The sequence below is a fragment of the Rathayibacter sp. VKM Ac-2879 genome, assembly GCF_015351245.1.
Lineage (GTDB): Bacteria > Actinomycetota > Actinomycetes > Actinomycetales > Microbacteriaceae > Rathayibacter.
In genome coordinates this window covers 724515-738705 of the sequence record NZ_JADKSO010000002.1, presented here as the reverse complement: position 1 = coordinate 738705, position 14191 = coordinate 724515, and the positions used below count along the sequence as shown (strand labels likewise).

Sequence of the window (14191 nt, the reverse complement as noted above, 5' to 3'; positions counted from 1 at the left end):
GATCATGTTTCACGCGGGTGACATTCCGCAGGATCGCCGGAAAACGGCATCGATTCCGCAGGACTCACGGTGCAGGAGAGGAGCTGTCGCATGAGGCCGAAGGATCTGCATGAGCTCGACGGCCTCGACCCGGTCGACCGCACCCTGGTGCGTCTGCTTCGAGCGGATGCGCGTACTCCCAACAGCCGGCTCGCCGAGCGTGCAGGCATCGCGCCGTCGACGTGCGTCTCGCGCGTGCGCTCCCTCGTCGACAGAGGGATCATCACCGGGTTCACCGTCGAGCTCGATCCGGCGGCGCTCGGTCTTACTCTGCAGGCCCTCATCAGCGTCAACATCCGCGTGGGGCAGCGACAGGCGATCTCGAGGTTCGCGGAGGAAGTCCGCGCGTTGCCCGAGGTCGTGCAGCTGTTCTTCCTCGGCGGATCCGAGGACTTCATCGTGCACGTCGCGGTGCGCGACTCGAACGACGTGCGCGACTTCGTGGTGTCGAATCTCTCCGCGCATCCGGCGGTCGCCTCCACGCGCACGAGCCTCGTCTTCGACCACCACCGCAAGGGTCCGGCGGTTCCCGACTAGCTCGGCGTCGTCGCTCGTCGGCTCAGTGCGCCCCCGGGTTCACATCGCCGCCGCCGCGCTGGGTGAGTCCCGGGATGCGTCGCGCGAGGCCGGGGATCGCCTCCTCGGAGATCGCGATCCGGGTGTCCCGCAGCCGCTGTCGGAGCAGGGCTTCGACGTCCTCCTCGGGTCGCAGCTCCGCGTCTGCGGCGACCTGCAGCAGCACGCCGCGCAGTTTCTCGTCGAGAGCCGCGTCATCGCTGCCGTGTTGGATCGGGTGGTCCTGGAATGCGTCGGTCATGCCTCCATGCTGACAGCACGGGTGCTCGCTCGAGAGTGCTTGCGTCCTGCCGCCGCTCGGGGCAGGGCGGGCCGACGTGTGAGCGGTGCAGGATGGAAGGCATGCCGTTCACTCGCGCCGAGCTCGCGTCGTTCCAGGGCCGTACGGTCGAGGACCTCCTCGGCGAGGAGGTGCGCCTGCTGTTCGTCGGCATCAACCCGGGCCTGTGGACGGCAGCCACCGGCGCCCACTTCGCGCATCCCGGCAACCGCTTCTACCCCGCGCTCGCCGCAGCCGGCATCCTCGAGCGTCCGCTGCGCGTGTCGGAGGGGATGAGCGAGGCCGACCGACGTGCCCTTCTGGACCGTGGGATCGGGATCACGAACCTCGCACAGCGGGCATCGGCCCGTGCAGACGAGCTGACCGCGGAGGAGCTGCGGGCCGGCGCGGAGCGACTCGTTCGCACGGTCGAGCGGGTGCGTCCCGCTGCTGTCGCCCTCGTCGGGATCACCGCGTACCGTGTGGCGTTCGGTCGCCGTCGGGCGACGCAGGGCCGGCAGGAGGAAGACATCGCCGGCGTCCCCCTCTGGGTGCTGCCGAACCCCAGCGGGCTCAATGCGCACGACACGATCGCCTCTCTCGGACGCGCCTACCGCGAACCCGCGATCGCGGCGGGCATCGTCGTGCCCGATCCGCGGAACGAGACCCAGGAATAGCCGACGACCCTCGGAGGTTGCAGAAGTCCATGAGTATGCATGAAATAATGTTCGGGGTCGACACGTTCGGCGACGTCACGGCCGACGCCGACGGGGCACGGCGCTCGCACGCTCAGGTGCTGCGCGACGTGGTCGAGGAAGGGGTCCTCGCGGACGCGGTCGGCATCGACTTCTTCGGCGTCGGCGAGCACCACCGTGCCGACTTCGCGGTCAGCGCGCCGGACGTCGTGCTCGCCGCGATCGCTGCTCGCACCGAGCGCATCCGGCTCGGCTCCGCAGTGACCGTGCTCTCCTCCGACGACCCGGTGCGCGTCTATCAGCGCTTCGCCACCCTCGACGGCATCTCGGGAGGACGCGCGGAAGTCATCCTCGGTCGCGGTTCCTTCACGGAGTCGTTCCCCCTCTTCGGCTACGACCTCTCGCAGTACGAGCTGCTGTTCGAGGAGAAGCTCGACCTCTTCCACGCGCTCGTCCAGGGAGGTCCCGTCACCTGGCAGGGCACCACTCGGCCGGCTCTGAACGAGCAGAGCGTCTACCCGACCATCGAGAACGGCCGCCTCCGCACCTGGATCGGCGTGGGAGGCAGTCCCGAGTCGGTCGTCCGCGCCGCGCGCTACGGCTTCCCGTTGGTCCTCGCGATCATCGGAGGCTCGCCCGCCCGGTTCCGCCCCTACGTCGACCTGTTCGGCCGGGCCCTCGATCAGCTCGAACAGCCCCACCTCCCCGTCGCCGTGCACTCGCCGGGTTTCATCGCCGAGACCGATGAGGAGGCGCGCGAGCTCTACTTCCCCCACCACCGCGCGATGATGGACGTCATCGGCCGCGAGCGCGGCTGGGCGCCCATGACCCGTGAGCATTTCGAGGCGGAGGCAGGCCCCGAGGGCGCGATCCACCTCGGCTCACCGGAGACGGTCGCCCGCAAGATCGCGAGCACCGTCTCCGCGCTCGGTATCGACCGCTTCGATCTCAAGTACAGCGCCGGGACGCTCCCGCACGACGCGATCATGCGCAACATCCAGCTGTACGGGACGCGCGTCATCCCCCGAGTGCGCGAGCTCCTCGCCCGGGGCTGACCCGCTCCCACCGGCCGCCGGGCGCTCTCACCGCGGGCGCTCGGCCCTCGCCGATACAGTGGAGGTCCTGCCTCTCGACGACTCCGGAAGCCCATGCCCGACAGCCACGCCGCCCGCACCCCCTACGAGGTGCTCGGCATCGCCGCCACAGCGTCCGACGAGGACCTGCGCCGTGCCTATCGCCGCCGCCTCCGCGAGACCCATCCCGACACGGGAGGCGACGCCGCCGCGTTCCACGCGGTGCAACTCGCGTGGGAGCGCATCGGCAGTGCCTCTGCCCGCGGTGACTACGACCGGGGTGCGCCGGCGCCGGGAGGCTCCTCGGGAGCTCCGTTCACGGGCTCGCCCCGACCGCACACGACATCGGCGGTGCGTGCCCGCTCATACGGGCATCCGGGAGGCGCGGCGCGCGAGTACTACCTTCGGCTTGTCCGCGAGTGGCTGGGCCGGGGAGTCGAGGTTGCCGATCCTTTCGACCCCGCCCTGGTCCGCTCCGCGCCGCGCGAGATCCGAGCCTGGCTCGCCAAGGCGCAGGCCGAGGAGGCGACGGCGGCGCTCGTCGGCTCGCTCGGCATCGCCTACACGATCTGGAACGACGTCGCCGTCGGCGACGGCGGGCTGAAGATCGACCACCTCGTGTTGGGCCCGGCCGGCCTTCTCGCGCTCACCTCTGCCGACTGGGGCGAGGAGGTCCGATTGCGCAAGGGCGAGCTCGAAGGCCCCGGCCTCGCCGAGGACGACAAGCCGCTGGCCTCGCTCACCCGTGCCGCGCGACGGCTCGGCCGCGAGCTGGGCGTCCGCTTCTCGGCGAGCGTCGTCGTCGTCCCGGACGATGCGCTCGAACGGCCCTTCGAGCAGGTGGAGCGCGGCCGGCATCAGGGCGCGGTCGTCGTGCGCCGCTCCCTCCTGCCACAGCTCCTGCGATCGGGAGCCGATCCTCGCGTCGGGGGCTACGGCGAGTCGTTCGAGGTGCGGACCCGCGTGCAGAACCGCGTCCGCTTCGTGTGAGGCGCGCATTACAGGTAAGCAACGTCCGTGGTACTTTCATGCCATGTCATCAACTACGGCAGATTTCCGAGCGCTCGTGCACTTCGAGACCGAGCTGTGGAACGAGGTCGAACGGCGGTTGCGCGTGGTCGACGGCGCGGTGTCCCTCGGTCGTCAGCGCATCCTCGAGCTGGCTACTGCCGATGGCTCGACGCGGGTACAGGACGTCGCGGACGAGCTGCTCATCACCGTGGGTGCGGCCAGTCGCCTGACCGACCGGCTCGAAGCCGACGGCCTCGTGGTCCGCGCTCCGCATCCGACGGATCGGCGCGGGTCGGCCATCGTGCCCACGGACAGCGGCCGGCAGGCTCTGGCGATCACGACGCCTGCGATCGATGCCGCGCTCGAGGGCATTCTCGGCGCCGACGGTGCCGCGGCCCTCGCCGCCATCGCCGCGCTCCTCCCGAACGCCGCCGCCTCCACGAGGGCGACGCGATGACGGCCACGATGCGCGCCGTCCTGCTCGAAGAGTTCGGCGGCCCAGAGGTCCTCCAGCTCCGCGAGGTCCCGATGCCCGCCGCCACGCCCGGGCAGGTGCTCGTCCGCGTCGAGGCGTTCGGCCTCAACCGCTCCGAGCTGCACTTCCGGCGCGGGGTGGGATCCTTCGGCTCCCTGCCGCGCATCCCGGGAATCGGGGCGACCGGCACCGTGGTCGACGCTCCCGGAGGCGAGTTCGAGTCGGGCCAGCAGGTCGCCGCCCTCATGGGCGGCATGGGCCGCACGATTGACGGCGGCTACGCCGAGTACACCCTCGTCCCCGCAACCAGTGTCATCCCCTTCACCAGCGGCCTCGAGTGGGCGACTCTCGGCGCGATCCCCGAGATGCTCCAGACCGCCCACGGCTCCCTCACGACCGGCATCGACGCCCTGCCGGGCGACACGATCCTCATCCGCGGCGGAACCTCCTCCGTGGGCCTGGCCCTCGCCGTCCTCGCGAAGCAGCGCGGCATGACCGTGTACGCGACCACCCGCTCCGCGGCGAAGACTGCCGCGCTCGAACGAGTCGGAGTGGACCGGGTGTTCCTCGACACCGGTGATATCGCGGACGCGGTGCGCGCCGCGTCGCCGGGCGGCGTCGACGGGGCCGTCGAGCTCGTCGGAACGAACACGCTACGCGACACCCTGCGCGCGACCCGCGTGCACGGCACCGTCTCCTTCACCGGGATGCTGTCGGACATCTGGACCGTCCCCGACTGGTACCCCATGGACTTCATCCCCAACGGCGTCCGCCTCACGGCCTACTCCGGCGACGCGAGCGACCTGCCCGCGCCTGTGCTTCAGGAGTTCATCGACGCGGTGCAGGCAGGCACGGCGACCGTGCCGATGGGCGGCACCTACGCCCTCGAGGACATCGCCGACGCGCACCGCGACATGGAGTCCGGCGCCGTCACTGGGAAGCTCGTCGTCATCACCCGCTGACCCGCACACCTGACCGGCCGCGGAGGCTTCGTCGCGACCTTCCTGGAGCGAACGAGCAGGAGCTTGCCGTTCGTCCCGACGCCGTCGTCGACGAGATGCACGTCGTAGTCGTCCTCGCGCCGCCCCGGTTCGACGAGCGCACCCCTCTGCGGGTGATCGTCGATGACGAGGATCCGCGCCATCAGACCGCGCCGGAGGTGCCGAGCAGCGATCCGATCAGGAACGTCACAGCGAGGGCCAGAGCACCGCCGACGACGATGCGGATCATCGGGCGAAGGACAGGGCTGCCGCCGATGCGAGCGCTGAGAAAGCCGGTCGCGGCAAGGGCGATCAGCACGACGGCGAAGGTCACGGGGACCCTCAGGTCCGCCGGTGGGAGCAGGATCGCCAGCAGGGGGAGCGCGGCCCCGAGGAAGAACGCCAGAGCTGAAGCACCGGCCGCCGTCAGCGGGCTGGCGACCGCTTCCTCGTTCAATCCCAGCTCCGCCTCGAGGTGCGCCGTCAGAGCATCGTTGTCGGTCAGCTCCCGGGCGACCTGCCGCGCCGTCTCCCGGCTCAGACCGCGCGCCTCATACAGTTGGGCGAGCTCCTCGAGTTCACCGGCAGGATCGTCCGCGAGCTCGGCGCGCTCCTTCGCGATCAGCGTTCGCTGGCTGTCGCTCTGGCTGCTTACCGACACGTACTCGCCCAGCGCCATCGAGATCGCTCCCCCTACGAGACCTGCGACACCCGCCGTGAGAATCGGAGCGGTCGCCGTCGTCGCGCCGGCGACGCCCACGACGAGAGCCGCGACCGAGACGATGCCGTCGTTCGCTCCGAGCACGCCCGCCCGCAACCAGTTCAACCGGCCCGAGATCGCGCCGTCGTGCGGCTCCGCTCGTGGGGAAGAAGGCGCAGACGCAGACACGGTTGACATGAGGGCCATGCAAGCACCGCCGTCTGGCGAGCGCTAGGCAGGAGAGGCTGCCCAACCCCGGGCTTCGTCGTGAACACGGCTGATCCTTCGCTGCGAACGCACCTGCCCGCCGCTCGGACGCCGTGAGCTCGGCTGCTCCGGGTGGCTGGGGCGCACCAGCCAGCCGGTCGTCCGCCCTCGCGGGAGCCTTCGCTGAAGGACGCGGCGTCGTTGGCGCTGGCAGAACACGTACTCTCGATCAGTGATCGCTCGTCAGTCTGGCTCTGGTTGTCCTCTCGTCGCCGTGCATGGGTTCGGCGTCGACCACCGCATCATGCTTCCTCTGGAGCAGATGACGGAGCACGCACCGTGGCGGCGCGTGTATCTGGATCTGCCCTGGGCGGAGGGGGTAGCTGGGCGGTCGACTGCGTCGAGCGCCCACGAGGTTGCGGTGGGCGTGCTCGCCGAGATCGACGAGCACCTGGGAGACGAACCCTTCGCGATCATCGGGAGCTCCTTCGGAGGCATGATCGCCCGGTACGTCGCCCACGAGCGCCGGGAACGGGTGCTGGGGCTCGCGACTCTCGCCAGTGTGGTGGAGCCGGTGCACGTGGATCGGGATCTTCCAGCCCGCACAATCGTCTCCAGCGAGGCGGGAGTTCTCGAACGAGCTGGCGACGCCCGAGCAGCGTTCGAGGAGGTCAGCGTCATCCAGGACGCCGCCGCGTTCGCCGCGTTCGAGCGATATGTGCTGCCCGGCATCCGAGGCGCTGACACGACGGTGATGGACCGCATCAGCGCTGACTACGCGCTCCCGGCCTTGCCGGAGCTCGAGCATCCTGAGGCCTTCACCGCACCGACGCTGCACGTGTTCGGACGACAGGACGATGTCGTGGGCTACGAGGACGGTTTGCGTCTTCGCGATCACTACCCGCGCGGGAGTTTTGTCGTGCTCGACGGCGCAGGCCACAACGTCCACCTCGAACAACCCGAGGTCACCGGTGCTGTGATCCGCGACTGGCTGAACCGCATCGGGTCACGGAGCTCTCGGTAGGCCAGCGGCTCAGATCTCCTCATTCCACCGGCCACGCGAGCGGGAGAAAGACGTCGATCGACATCGAGGTCGTGGCCGCGCGGATGTCTAGCCGTGCCTCCGTGCCGGGACAAGGGGCTATCCGCCGCGGGTCGTCGGCGCTCAGCATGAGGGCGTGCCTCCGGGCACGTCACGACGAGTGGAATGAGGACGGACGATGGTGCGATTCGGCTACACCCTGATGACCGAGCAGAGCGGACCCAAGCAGCTGGTGGGCTACGCGGTCGATGCCGAGAGGCTCGGCTTCGAGTTCGCCGTCTCGAGCGACCACTACTCCCCGTGGCTGACCGAGCAGGGGCACGCCTCCTATGCCTGGACCCTTCTGGGTGCCGTGGCACAGGCGACGTCGACCATCGACCTGATGACCTATGTCACCGCACCGACGATCCGCTACCATCCGGCCGTCGTCGCGCAGAAGGCGGCAACCCTCGCGATCCTCTCGGACGACCGCTTCACCCTCGGCCTGGGTTCGGGCGAGAACCTGAACGAGCACGTGGTCGGCGAGGGCTGGCCCTCGGTCGCCGTCCGCCAGGACATGCTCGAGGAGGCGGTGCACCTCATCCGCGAGCTCCACACGGGCGAGCTCGTGACCTGGGAGGGCGACTACTTCCGCGTCGACTCTGCCCGCATCTGGGACCTCCCCGAAAAGCCCGTGCAGATAGGCCTGGCCGTCTCGGGCGACAAGTCGATCCAGCGCTTCGCACCGCTGGGCGATCACCTGATCACCACGGAGCCTGACGCCGAGCTGATCTCGCAGTGGACCGCGGCTCGAGGGATCGACGCCGCCCCGTCCCGTTCGATCGGGCAGATTCCGATCTGCTGGGCGCCCGACAAGGAGCAGGCGGTGACCCTCGCCCACGAGCAGTTCCGCTGGTTCGCGGGAGGATGGTCGGTCAACGCGGATCTGCCGACTCCCGCCGGGTTCGCGGGTGCCAGCCAGTTCGTCCGGCCGGAGGACGTCGCCGAGCAGATCGCCTGCGGTCCCGACCTCGACGACCTCGCGCAGAGCGTCGTCCCCTACATCGAGGCCGGCTTCACCGACATCGCCCTCGTCCAGGTCGGCGACGAGCTCCAGCAGCGCTTCCTCGACGAGGCGGCGGAGGGGCTCCTCGAGCGCCTGCGCGCCCTCGCCCCCTGAGATCGTGATCCGGGAGGCGGTGAGTCAGAATCCGCGGAGGCGTTCGATCTCGCGGCGATCGCGCTTGGTCGGGCGCCCGGCGCCACGGTCGCGGACGATGACGGCGGGAGCCTCCTCGCGCGCGGGAGGCGGAGGGGTACGGTCCTCGACGCATTCGGCGGCGACCGGCGCGCCCACACGCTTCACGACGAGTCCGCGCACGACGAGCTCACGGTCGACGCCGGCGATCCGGGCACGCACCTCGTCGCCGACCCGCACGGTCTGCGCGGCCTTCGCGCGCTCGCCGTTCACCCGGACATGGCCGGCCCGCGCTGCGGCGGTCGCCGCCGACCGTGTCTTGTACACCCGCACGGCCCACAGCCACGCATCCACCCGCACGGAGCCGGTCACCGGAATCTGCATCCGTCCAGTGTACGAAGCGGCCCCGCCGCACCGACCATGCGGTCCGCTCGGACCGCCGACCCGGAGGCTCCCATGAACCGAGACGACGACATCACCGGGGGAGCCGCGCGCGGCGACTCCCTCCGCAACAACGACGACGAGGGGATGGTCGCCTCGAACGACTCCCTCGGCGCCGCAGGCACCCCCGCCGACGTGGGTATGAGCACCGTGAGCGGCGAGGGCACGGGCGTGGCGACGCGCGGCGCTCCTCCGCAGAGCGGGTCACCGTCGGAGCTGCGACCGACGGGCTTCGAGCACGGAGGCGTCGAGTTCGTCCTTCTGCCCTCGGGTCACGAGGAATGGCAGATCGAGCGTCCCGACGGTCGAGTCGTCGGTGTGCTCGCGGTCATCTCGCACGCGGGAGAGGAGTCAGAGGCGGTCTTCGTGTCCCGACGTGTCGGCTCGGAGGAGGCTCTCGCCGAGGGGACCGACTGGCGCGGCATCGTCTCGGCTGTCATCAACGACGAGGCGGCCGATCAGCGCGAGCCGGTGCAGCTGGATCCGACCGTTCAGCACGTGCGGGGCGGCCTGATCTCGCGCGGTCCGGCCGACGTCGACGGCCTCTCTTGAAGGCAGGCCCGCCCCGGACCAGCGCGCCGGGAGCGCCGCGTCGATCCGGGCGGACAGGTGTGGCATCGACGCGGCGGTCGACTCCGTCGACGGCGCGGACCGGTGCGGCGTCGCGTGCGCTCGAGACCAGCCACGCCGGTCGGCCGATCCTCGCCCTCCGCTCCGCGGGCCAGGATCGTCTTCACCATCGCTTCCGGCACGCGCGGATGCCGGGTGACGGCCGTGTCGACCGCCTCCCGCCAGGCAGAGCGGTCGGGCGAGGGCAGGTCTAGGAACCGCGCCGAGCGGTCGACGTGCGCGCGAGCGCCATCGTGAGGAGTGTTCCGAGGAGGGAGCCGAGTCCGTTCGAGCACAGATCGCGGACGTCGGCCACGCGGGTGGGCAGCCAGAGCAGCTGTGCCGTCTCGACTGCGGCCGACACTGCGAGCCCGATCAGCGCCGCCGTCGGCCGGTAGCGTCGGGGAAGTTGTGCCGCGACGAGCGCCCCGAGCGGCACGAACAGCAGCACGTTGGCGGTGAACTCGGCCACCTCGACATCGAACCATCCTGTGAGGGGCGTCGAGCCGAGGAAGGCGATGATGGCGAGGACGACGTCGTTGGGCTGACCGGCGGGGTATGGCGCGGGGAGCAGGGTTATCAGCGCGATCACCGCCAGCCAGGCGAGCGTCGCGAGGGGCAGTGCTCTCGAGCGCATCGTCCGATTCTGCCAGTCGCCCGCACGTCGGGTGCGCCATCGCCCATGTGGGAGGCTGGGGGTATGACCAGTGACAGCGGCGACGGCGCCGCCCTCCCGCGTCATCCCTACGACGCCGCGCTCGGCGATGGGTGGGTCGAGGTCGGTGGCGGCCGCCGGTTCTGGGGGCGTTTCGGTGCTGCCGGGCTGCTGCTGCGCGATCCTTCCGGCCGTGTGCTCCTTCAGCATCGCGTCGGCTGGAGCCACTTCGGCGACACCTGGGGGCTGCCGGGAGGCGCGCGCCATCCGGAGGAATCGGCGTTCGAGGCCGCGCTACGCGAGTCGGCCGAGGAGGCGGGAGTCCCGGCGGTGCTCGTCGTCCCGATCCTCTCGAGCGTCGTCGCGATCGGCCCCTGGAGCTACACCACGGTGCTCGCCCGATCGCGTGAGCACTTCGAGCCTCGCATCGGCGACGCCGAGAGTCGTGAGTTGCGCTGGGTCCGCCCGGAGGCGGTCGCCGAACTGCCCCTGCACCCCGGCTTCGCCGCCGCGTGGCCTGCGCTCCGGCTGGCCGACTCCGCCCTCCCCGTCCTTGTCGTCGACGCGGCGAACGTCGTCGGATCCCGCCCCGACGGCTGGTGGCGCGATCGCGCCGGGGCCGCTGAACGCCTCCTGCGGGCCGTCACTGCGCTCGCCCGGGCCGGTGTTGCAGGCCATGCCCTCGGCATCGACGCCGAGACGGTGTGGCCGAGCATCGTCGTCGTCCTCGAGGGTGCAGCACGGCCCGCGGCGGCCACGGCGGAACCCGACTCGAGGGTGCGGATCGAATCGGCCGAGGGCTCGGGGGACGACGCGATCCTGGCGCTCGTCTCCTCTCTCGACGGGCCGGCGACGGTGGCGACCGCCGACCGCGGGCTGATCGCTCGTGTCGAGGCGCTGGGCGCCTCCGTGCTCGGACCGATGGCGCTGCTGAGCCTGCTCGACGCGGCGGCCGACGGGGAATAGCGCCGATCGTGCAGGGGTTGGACTCGTCATGGCTACGACCACGATGACTCTCGACTCCCACGACCAGACCGTCTCGGACGGCATCGTCCTGATCGACTTCTGGGCCGCCTGGTGCGGCCCATGCCGTCAGTTCGCCCCGGTCTTCGAGGCCTCCAGCGAGAAGAACTCCGACATCACCTTCGCGAAGGTCGACACGGAGGATCAGCAGCAGCTGGCCGCGAGCTACGGCATCTCGTCCATCCCGACCCTCGTCGTCTACCGCGACGGCATCCCGCTGATGGCCCAGCCCGGCGCACTGCCCGCCCCCGCGCTCGACACTCTGATCGAGCAGGTCCGGGGCCTCGACATGGCCGAGGTGCGCCGCCAGTACGAGGAGGCGAAAGCCGCGCAGGAGGCGGATGCGGCTCCGCAGGCCTGATCCGCTCGACCGTGACAGAACCCCCGGCAGCCGCGAGGTCACCGGGGGTTCCGTCGTTCTCGGGCGGGGAGGACTAGCCCGTGTTCTGCAGACCCGCCGCGACACCGTTGACGGCGAGGAGAAGCAGCCGCTGGTTCTGCTCGGTCCCCGAGCCGCCGGGGTCGGTGCGCAGCGCGCGCAGGGCGCGCAACTGCAGCAGCGAGAGCGCGTTGACGTAGGGGGTGCGCAGGCGCACGGCCCGACCGAGCACGCGGTGGCCCGTGAGGAGGCTCTCCTCGCCCGTGATCGAGAGCACCCAGCGCCGCGTCAGCTCCATCTCGTCGAGCACGAGGCCCGCGAGGTCCTCGCGGGAGTCGAGCGCCAGGTACCGGCGGGCGATGCCCTCGTCGGTCTTCGCGAGCGACATCTCGACGTTGTCGATCATCGTCGTGAACAGCGGCCACGAGGCGTAAGCCGACCGCAGCAGCTCCAGGTCGCCGACGGCCTCCAGCGCGGTGCCGAGACCGAACCATCCCGTGAGGTTGACGCGGGCCTGCGTCCACGCGAAGACCCAGGGGATGGCGCGGAGATCCTCCAACGACTCGACCGAGAGGCCGCGCCGGGCCGGGCGCGAGCCGAGTGCGAGAAGACCCACCTCCTCTTGCGGGGTGACGCGGGCGAACCAGGGCGCGAAGCCGTCGGCCTTGACGAGCTCGAAGAAGCGGCGGCGCGACTCGCGGTCCATCGTTGCGGCGACCTCGGCGAACCGCTCGGCGGCTCCCGCGTTGCGCTCGCCGACCGCGGGAGAGGACGCGAGCAGCGTCGCCCCCGCCACTTGCTCGATGTGCCGGGTGGCGATGTCCGGGTTGCCGTAGCGGGCGAAGATGACCTCGCCCTGCTCGGTGAGCTTGAAGCGGCCGTCCACCGATCCCGGCGGCTGGGCGAGGACGGCGCGGTTCGCCGGTCCGCCGCCGCGGCCGAGGGCGCCGCCGCGTCCGTGGAAGAGGGTGAGGATGATGCCTTCCGCCTCCGCCCACGCCGCAATGCGTGCCTGCGCGTCGTAGAGCGCGAGCGTTGCCGAGACGGGTCCGACGTCCTTCGACGAGTCGGAGTAGCCGAGCATCACCTCGAGACGGTTGCCGGTCGCCTCCAGGCGGGCCTGCACCTGGGGGAGGCGGATCATCTCGGCGAGGATGTCGGTCGACGCGTCGAGGTCGGCGAAGGTCTCGAACAGCGGGATCGCATCGATGATCGGCGGCGCACCGTCGGTCGCCGCCTCGGCGAGCTCGAAGACGGTGCGCAGGTCGTCGGCCGACTGGGTGAACGAGACGATGTAGCGTCGCGCGGCGGCTGTGCCGAAGCGTTCCTGCACGGCCGCGATGGTCCGGAACACCGAGAGCACTTCGAGGCTGCGCTCGTCGAGCTCGCCTCCCGCCCTGATCGCCGCGATCGTCTCGCGGTGCACCTTCGAGTGCTGGCGCACCTCGATCTCGGCGAGATGGAAGCCGAAGGTCTCGAGCTGCCACACGAAGTCCTGCAGGTCGCCGTACGCGGCGCGGACGTCACCGGCCGCGACCAGCGACTCCTGGAGCGTGCGCAGCTCGCCCAGCAGCTCGCTCGCGGAGGAGTAGGCCAGGGCACCTCCCGACCGGGTCGCCGCGAGCCGGTCGGCCGCGAACAGGAGCACGCGGCGGTGCGCCTCATTGGGCGAGCGCTCGGCGATCTCGGCGGTCAGCTCGGGTGCGCGTTCGGTGCAGGCGGCCCAGAGCGCCTCGACGGCCGCGGACGGGGGAGTCGTCGCACCGTCGAGCGTCAGAGCGCGTCCGACGCGGCGGGCGACGCGCTCGAGCCCGATGAGCACGTGCTCGGAGGCGATCGCCACCGCCTCCAGCGTGGTCTCGGCGGTGACGAAGGGGTTGCCGTCGCGGTCGCCGCCGATCCAGGTGCCCAGGCGCACGAAGGCGGGGGCTCGTGGCGCCCGCGTGCCGGAGGCGTCGCCGAGGAGCGCGTCGTCGAGCCGGCGGTAGACCCGCGGCAGCACCGAGAACAGCGACTCGTCGAAGACGCTCATCGCGGTGCGCACCTCGTCGAGCGGGGTCGGCTTCGACTCGCGCAGCGGCGCCGTGCGCCACAGGGTGTCGACCTCGGCGAGCAGGCGGCGACGGATCTCGACGAGGACGACTCCTCCCATGCGCGGATCGTCGCGCTGCTCGAGGAGGTCGCTGATGCGTCGGATAGTGGAGGCCACCGCGCGGCGGCGGGCCTCGGTGGGGTGCGCCGTGAGCACGGGACGGAACTCGAGTCGCGAGAGACGCTCGAACGCCTCGTCCTCGCCCAGCTCCTCGGTGAGCCGGCGCATCGACGCGGTGATCGAGTCCTCCGGCGACTGCGCTCCCGCGTCGGCCTCGCGGCGGCGGAGGACACGCACGCGATGGAACTCTTCGGCCACGTTCACGAGGTGGAAGTAGCAGGTGAAGGCCCGTGCCACCTCCTCGGCGCGCTCGAGGGAGAGGGAGGCGACGAACTGCTCCGCCTCGGCCATCTCCTCCGAGCGACCGCTGTCGTAGGCGCTGATCGTCAGCGCGCGGAGGCGCTCGACGTCGTCGTAGAGCGACGGGTCTCCCGACTCGCGCAGCACTTGGCCGAGGAGCTCGCCCAGCAGGTGCACGTCGCCGCGGATGCGGTCATCGAGCACGAGGGCGGTCGTCCCGTCGGCGGAGCCGGTGGAGGCGGTGGTGGAGGCGGGTGCTGCGGTCGCGGCGGACGCGTCGGAGAACGGAGGCACGGGAGAGACCTTAGCGGCGGCGCGTCTCGTGCGGATGACGCGCACGTCACGATCGCGGCCACCGTGACGGGGCGGGTTCCCTCGATCGGGGCAAAGCACCTCGT

16 protein-coding genes are annotated in these 14191 nt (G+C 71.0%); 11 read left to right on the top strand and 5 right to left on the bottom strand.

Translation table 11 applies throughout. The features are described 5' to 3' along the window. The first annotated feature begins 90 nt into the window (after positions 1-90). Positions 91-576 carry an Lrp/AsnC family transcriptional regulator gene (locus tag ITJ45_RS08470; protein ID WP_194607847.1) on the top strand — a complete coding sequence of 162 codons (486 nt, stop codon included), beginning with the start codon at positions 91-93 and terminating at the stop codon, positions 574-576. A 22-nt stretch (positions 577-598) separates the two neighbouring features. Here the strand turns inward: ITJ45_RS08470 and ITJ45_RS08465 are convergent, their stop codons facing one another. Further along, positions 599-856, bottom strand: coding sequence for a hypothetical protein (locus ITJ45_RS08465; protein WP_194607848.1), 258 nt, complete (start codon positions 854-856; stop codon positions 599-601). Positions 857-957: 101 nt separating this feature from the next. Here ITJ45_RS08465 and ITJ45_RS08460 point away from each other — a divergent pair, with 101 nt between their 5' ends. The 5 genes from ITJ45_RS08460 to ITJ45_RS08440 all read left to right on the top strand — a co-directional run bounded on the left by ITJ45_RS08460 (position 958) and on the right by ITJ45_RS08440 (position 5090). Next, entirely contained in the window at positions 958-1551 is a 594-nt protein-coding gene (locus ITJ45_RS08460) for a mismatch-specific DNA-glycosylase (RefSeq protein ID WP_194607849.1), read from the top strand. 35 nt (positions 1552-1586) lie between these two features. Beyond that, on the top strand, positions 1587-2624 hold the full coding sequence (locus ITJ45_RS08455) for an LLM class flavin-dependent oxidoreductase (RefSeq protein ID WP_194609013.1): 1038 nt from the start codon (positions 1587-1589) through the stop codon (positions 2622-2624). Between the two features lie 93 nt (positions 2625-2717). After that, on the top strand, positions 2718-3632 hold the full coding sequence (locus ITJ45_RS08450; RefSeq protein ID WP_194607850.1) for a DnaJ domain-containing protein: 915 nt from the start codon (positions 2718-2720) through the stop codon (positions 3630-3632). Positions 3633-3675: 43 nt separating this feature from the next. Further along, positions 3676-4110 (top strand): MarR family winged helix-turn-helix transcriptional regulator, encoded by a 435-nt coding sequence (locus ITJ45_RS08445; RefSeq protein ID WP_194607851.1) that lies wholly within the window; start codon positions 3676-3678, stop codon positions 4108-4110. Beyond that, positions 4107-5090 (top strand): zinc-binding dehydrogenase, encoded by a 984-nt coding sequence (locus tag ITJ45_RS08440; RefSeq protein WP_194607852.1) that lies wholly within the window; start codon positions 4107-4109, stop codon positions 5088-5090. Before ITJ45_RS08445 ends, ITJ45_RS08440 begins: the two co-directional genes overlap by 4 nt. Positions 5091-5271: 181 nt before the next feature. Here ITJ45_RS08440 and ITJ45_RS08435 read toward each other — a convergent pair whose 3' ends face one another. Further along, on the bottom strand, positions 5272-6006 hold the full coding sequence (locus ITJ45_RS08435; RefSeq protein ID WP_228493603.1) for a VIT1/CCC1 transporter family protein: 735 nt from the start codon (positions 6004-6006) through the stop codon (positions 5272-5274). A gap of 241 nt (positions 6007-6247) precedes the next feature. Here ITJ45_RS08435 and ITJ45_RS08430 point away from each other — a divergent pair, with 241 nt between their 5' ends. Further along, the gene (locus ITJ45_RS08430; RefSeq protein WP_194607854.1) at positions 6248-7039 is read left to right on the top strand and encodes an alpha/beta fold hydrolase; all 792 of its coding nucleotides are present in this window, start codon (positions 6248-6250) and stop codon (positions 7037-7039) included. Between the two features lie 196 nt (positions 7040-7235). Beyond that, entirely contained in the window at positions 7236-8216 is a 981-nt protein-coding gene (locus tag ITJ45_RS08425) for a TIGR03557 family F420-dependent LLM class oxidoreductase (RefSeq protein ID WP_194607855.1), read from the top strand. 24 nt (positions 8217-8240) lie between these two features. Here the strand turns inward: ITJ45_RS08425 and ITJ45_RS08420 are convergent, their stop codons facing one another. Continuing rightward, complete coding sequence (locus ITJ45_RS08420; protein WP_194607856.1) at positions 8241-8618, bottom strand: RNA-binding S4 domain-containing protein; 378 nt, start codon at positions 8616-8618, stop codon at positions 8241-8243. 72 nt (positions 8619-8690) lie between these two features. Between ITJ45_RS08420 and ITJ45_RS08415 the strand changes: the two genes are divergently transcribed. After that, complete coding sequence (locus tag ITJ45_RS08415; RefSeq protein ID WP_194607857.1) at positions 8691-9227, top strand: hypothetical protein; 537 nt, start codon at positions 8691-8693, stop codon at positions 9225-9227. Between the two features lie 268 nt (positions 9228-9495). Here ITJ45_RS08415 and ITJ45_RS08410 read toward each other — a convergent pair whose 3' ends face one another. After that, the gene (locus tag ITJ45_RS08410) at positions 9496-9921 is read right to left on the bottom strand and encodes a VanZ family protein (protein ID WP_194607858.1); all 426 of its coding nucleotides are present in this window, start codon (positions 9919-9921) and stop codon (positions 9496-9498) included. Positions 9922-9984: 63 nt separating this feature from the next. On the opposite strand from ITJ45_RS08410, the gene ITJ45_RS08405 reads away from it, so the two are divergent. Together ITJ45_RS08405 and trxA are read left to right on the top strand one after the other, a co-directional pair. Continuing rightward, positions 9985-10905 carry an NUDIX hydrolase gene (locus tag ITJ45_RS08405; RefSeq protein WP_194607859.1) on the top strand — a complete coding sequence of 307 codons (921 nt, stop codon included), beginning with the start codon at positions 9985-9987 and terminating at the stop codon, positions 10903-10905. Between the two features lie 28 nt (positions 10906-10933). Next, a complete protein-coding gene (gene trxA / locus ITJ45_RS08400) occupies positions 10934-11323 on the top strand; it encodes a thioredoxin (protein ID WP_194607860.1) in 390 nt (129 codons plus the stop codon). Positions 11324-11396: 73 nt separating this feature from the next. Here the strand turns inward: trxA and ITJ45_RS08395 are convergent, their stop codons facing one another. Then, the gene (locus tag ITJ45_RS08395) at positions 11397-13997 is read right to left on the bottom strand and encodes a phosphoenolpyruvate carboxylase (protein ID WP_194609015.1); all 2601 of its coding nucleotides are present in this window, start codon (positions 13995-13997) and stop codon (positions 11397-11399) included. Positions 13998-14191 lie beyond the last annotated feature (194 nt).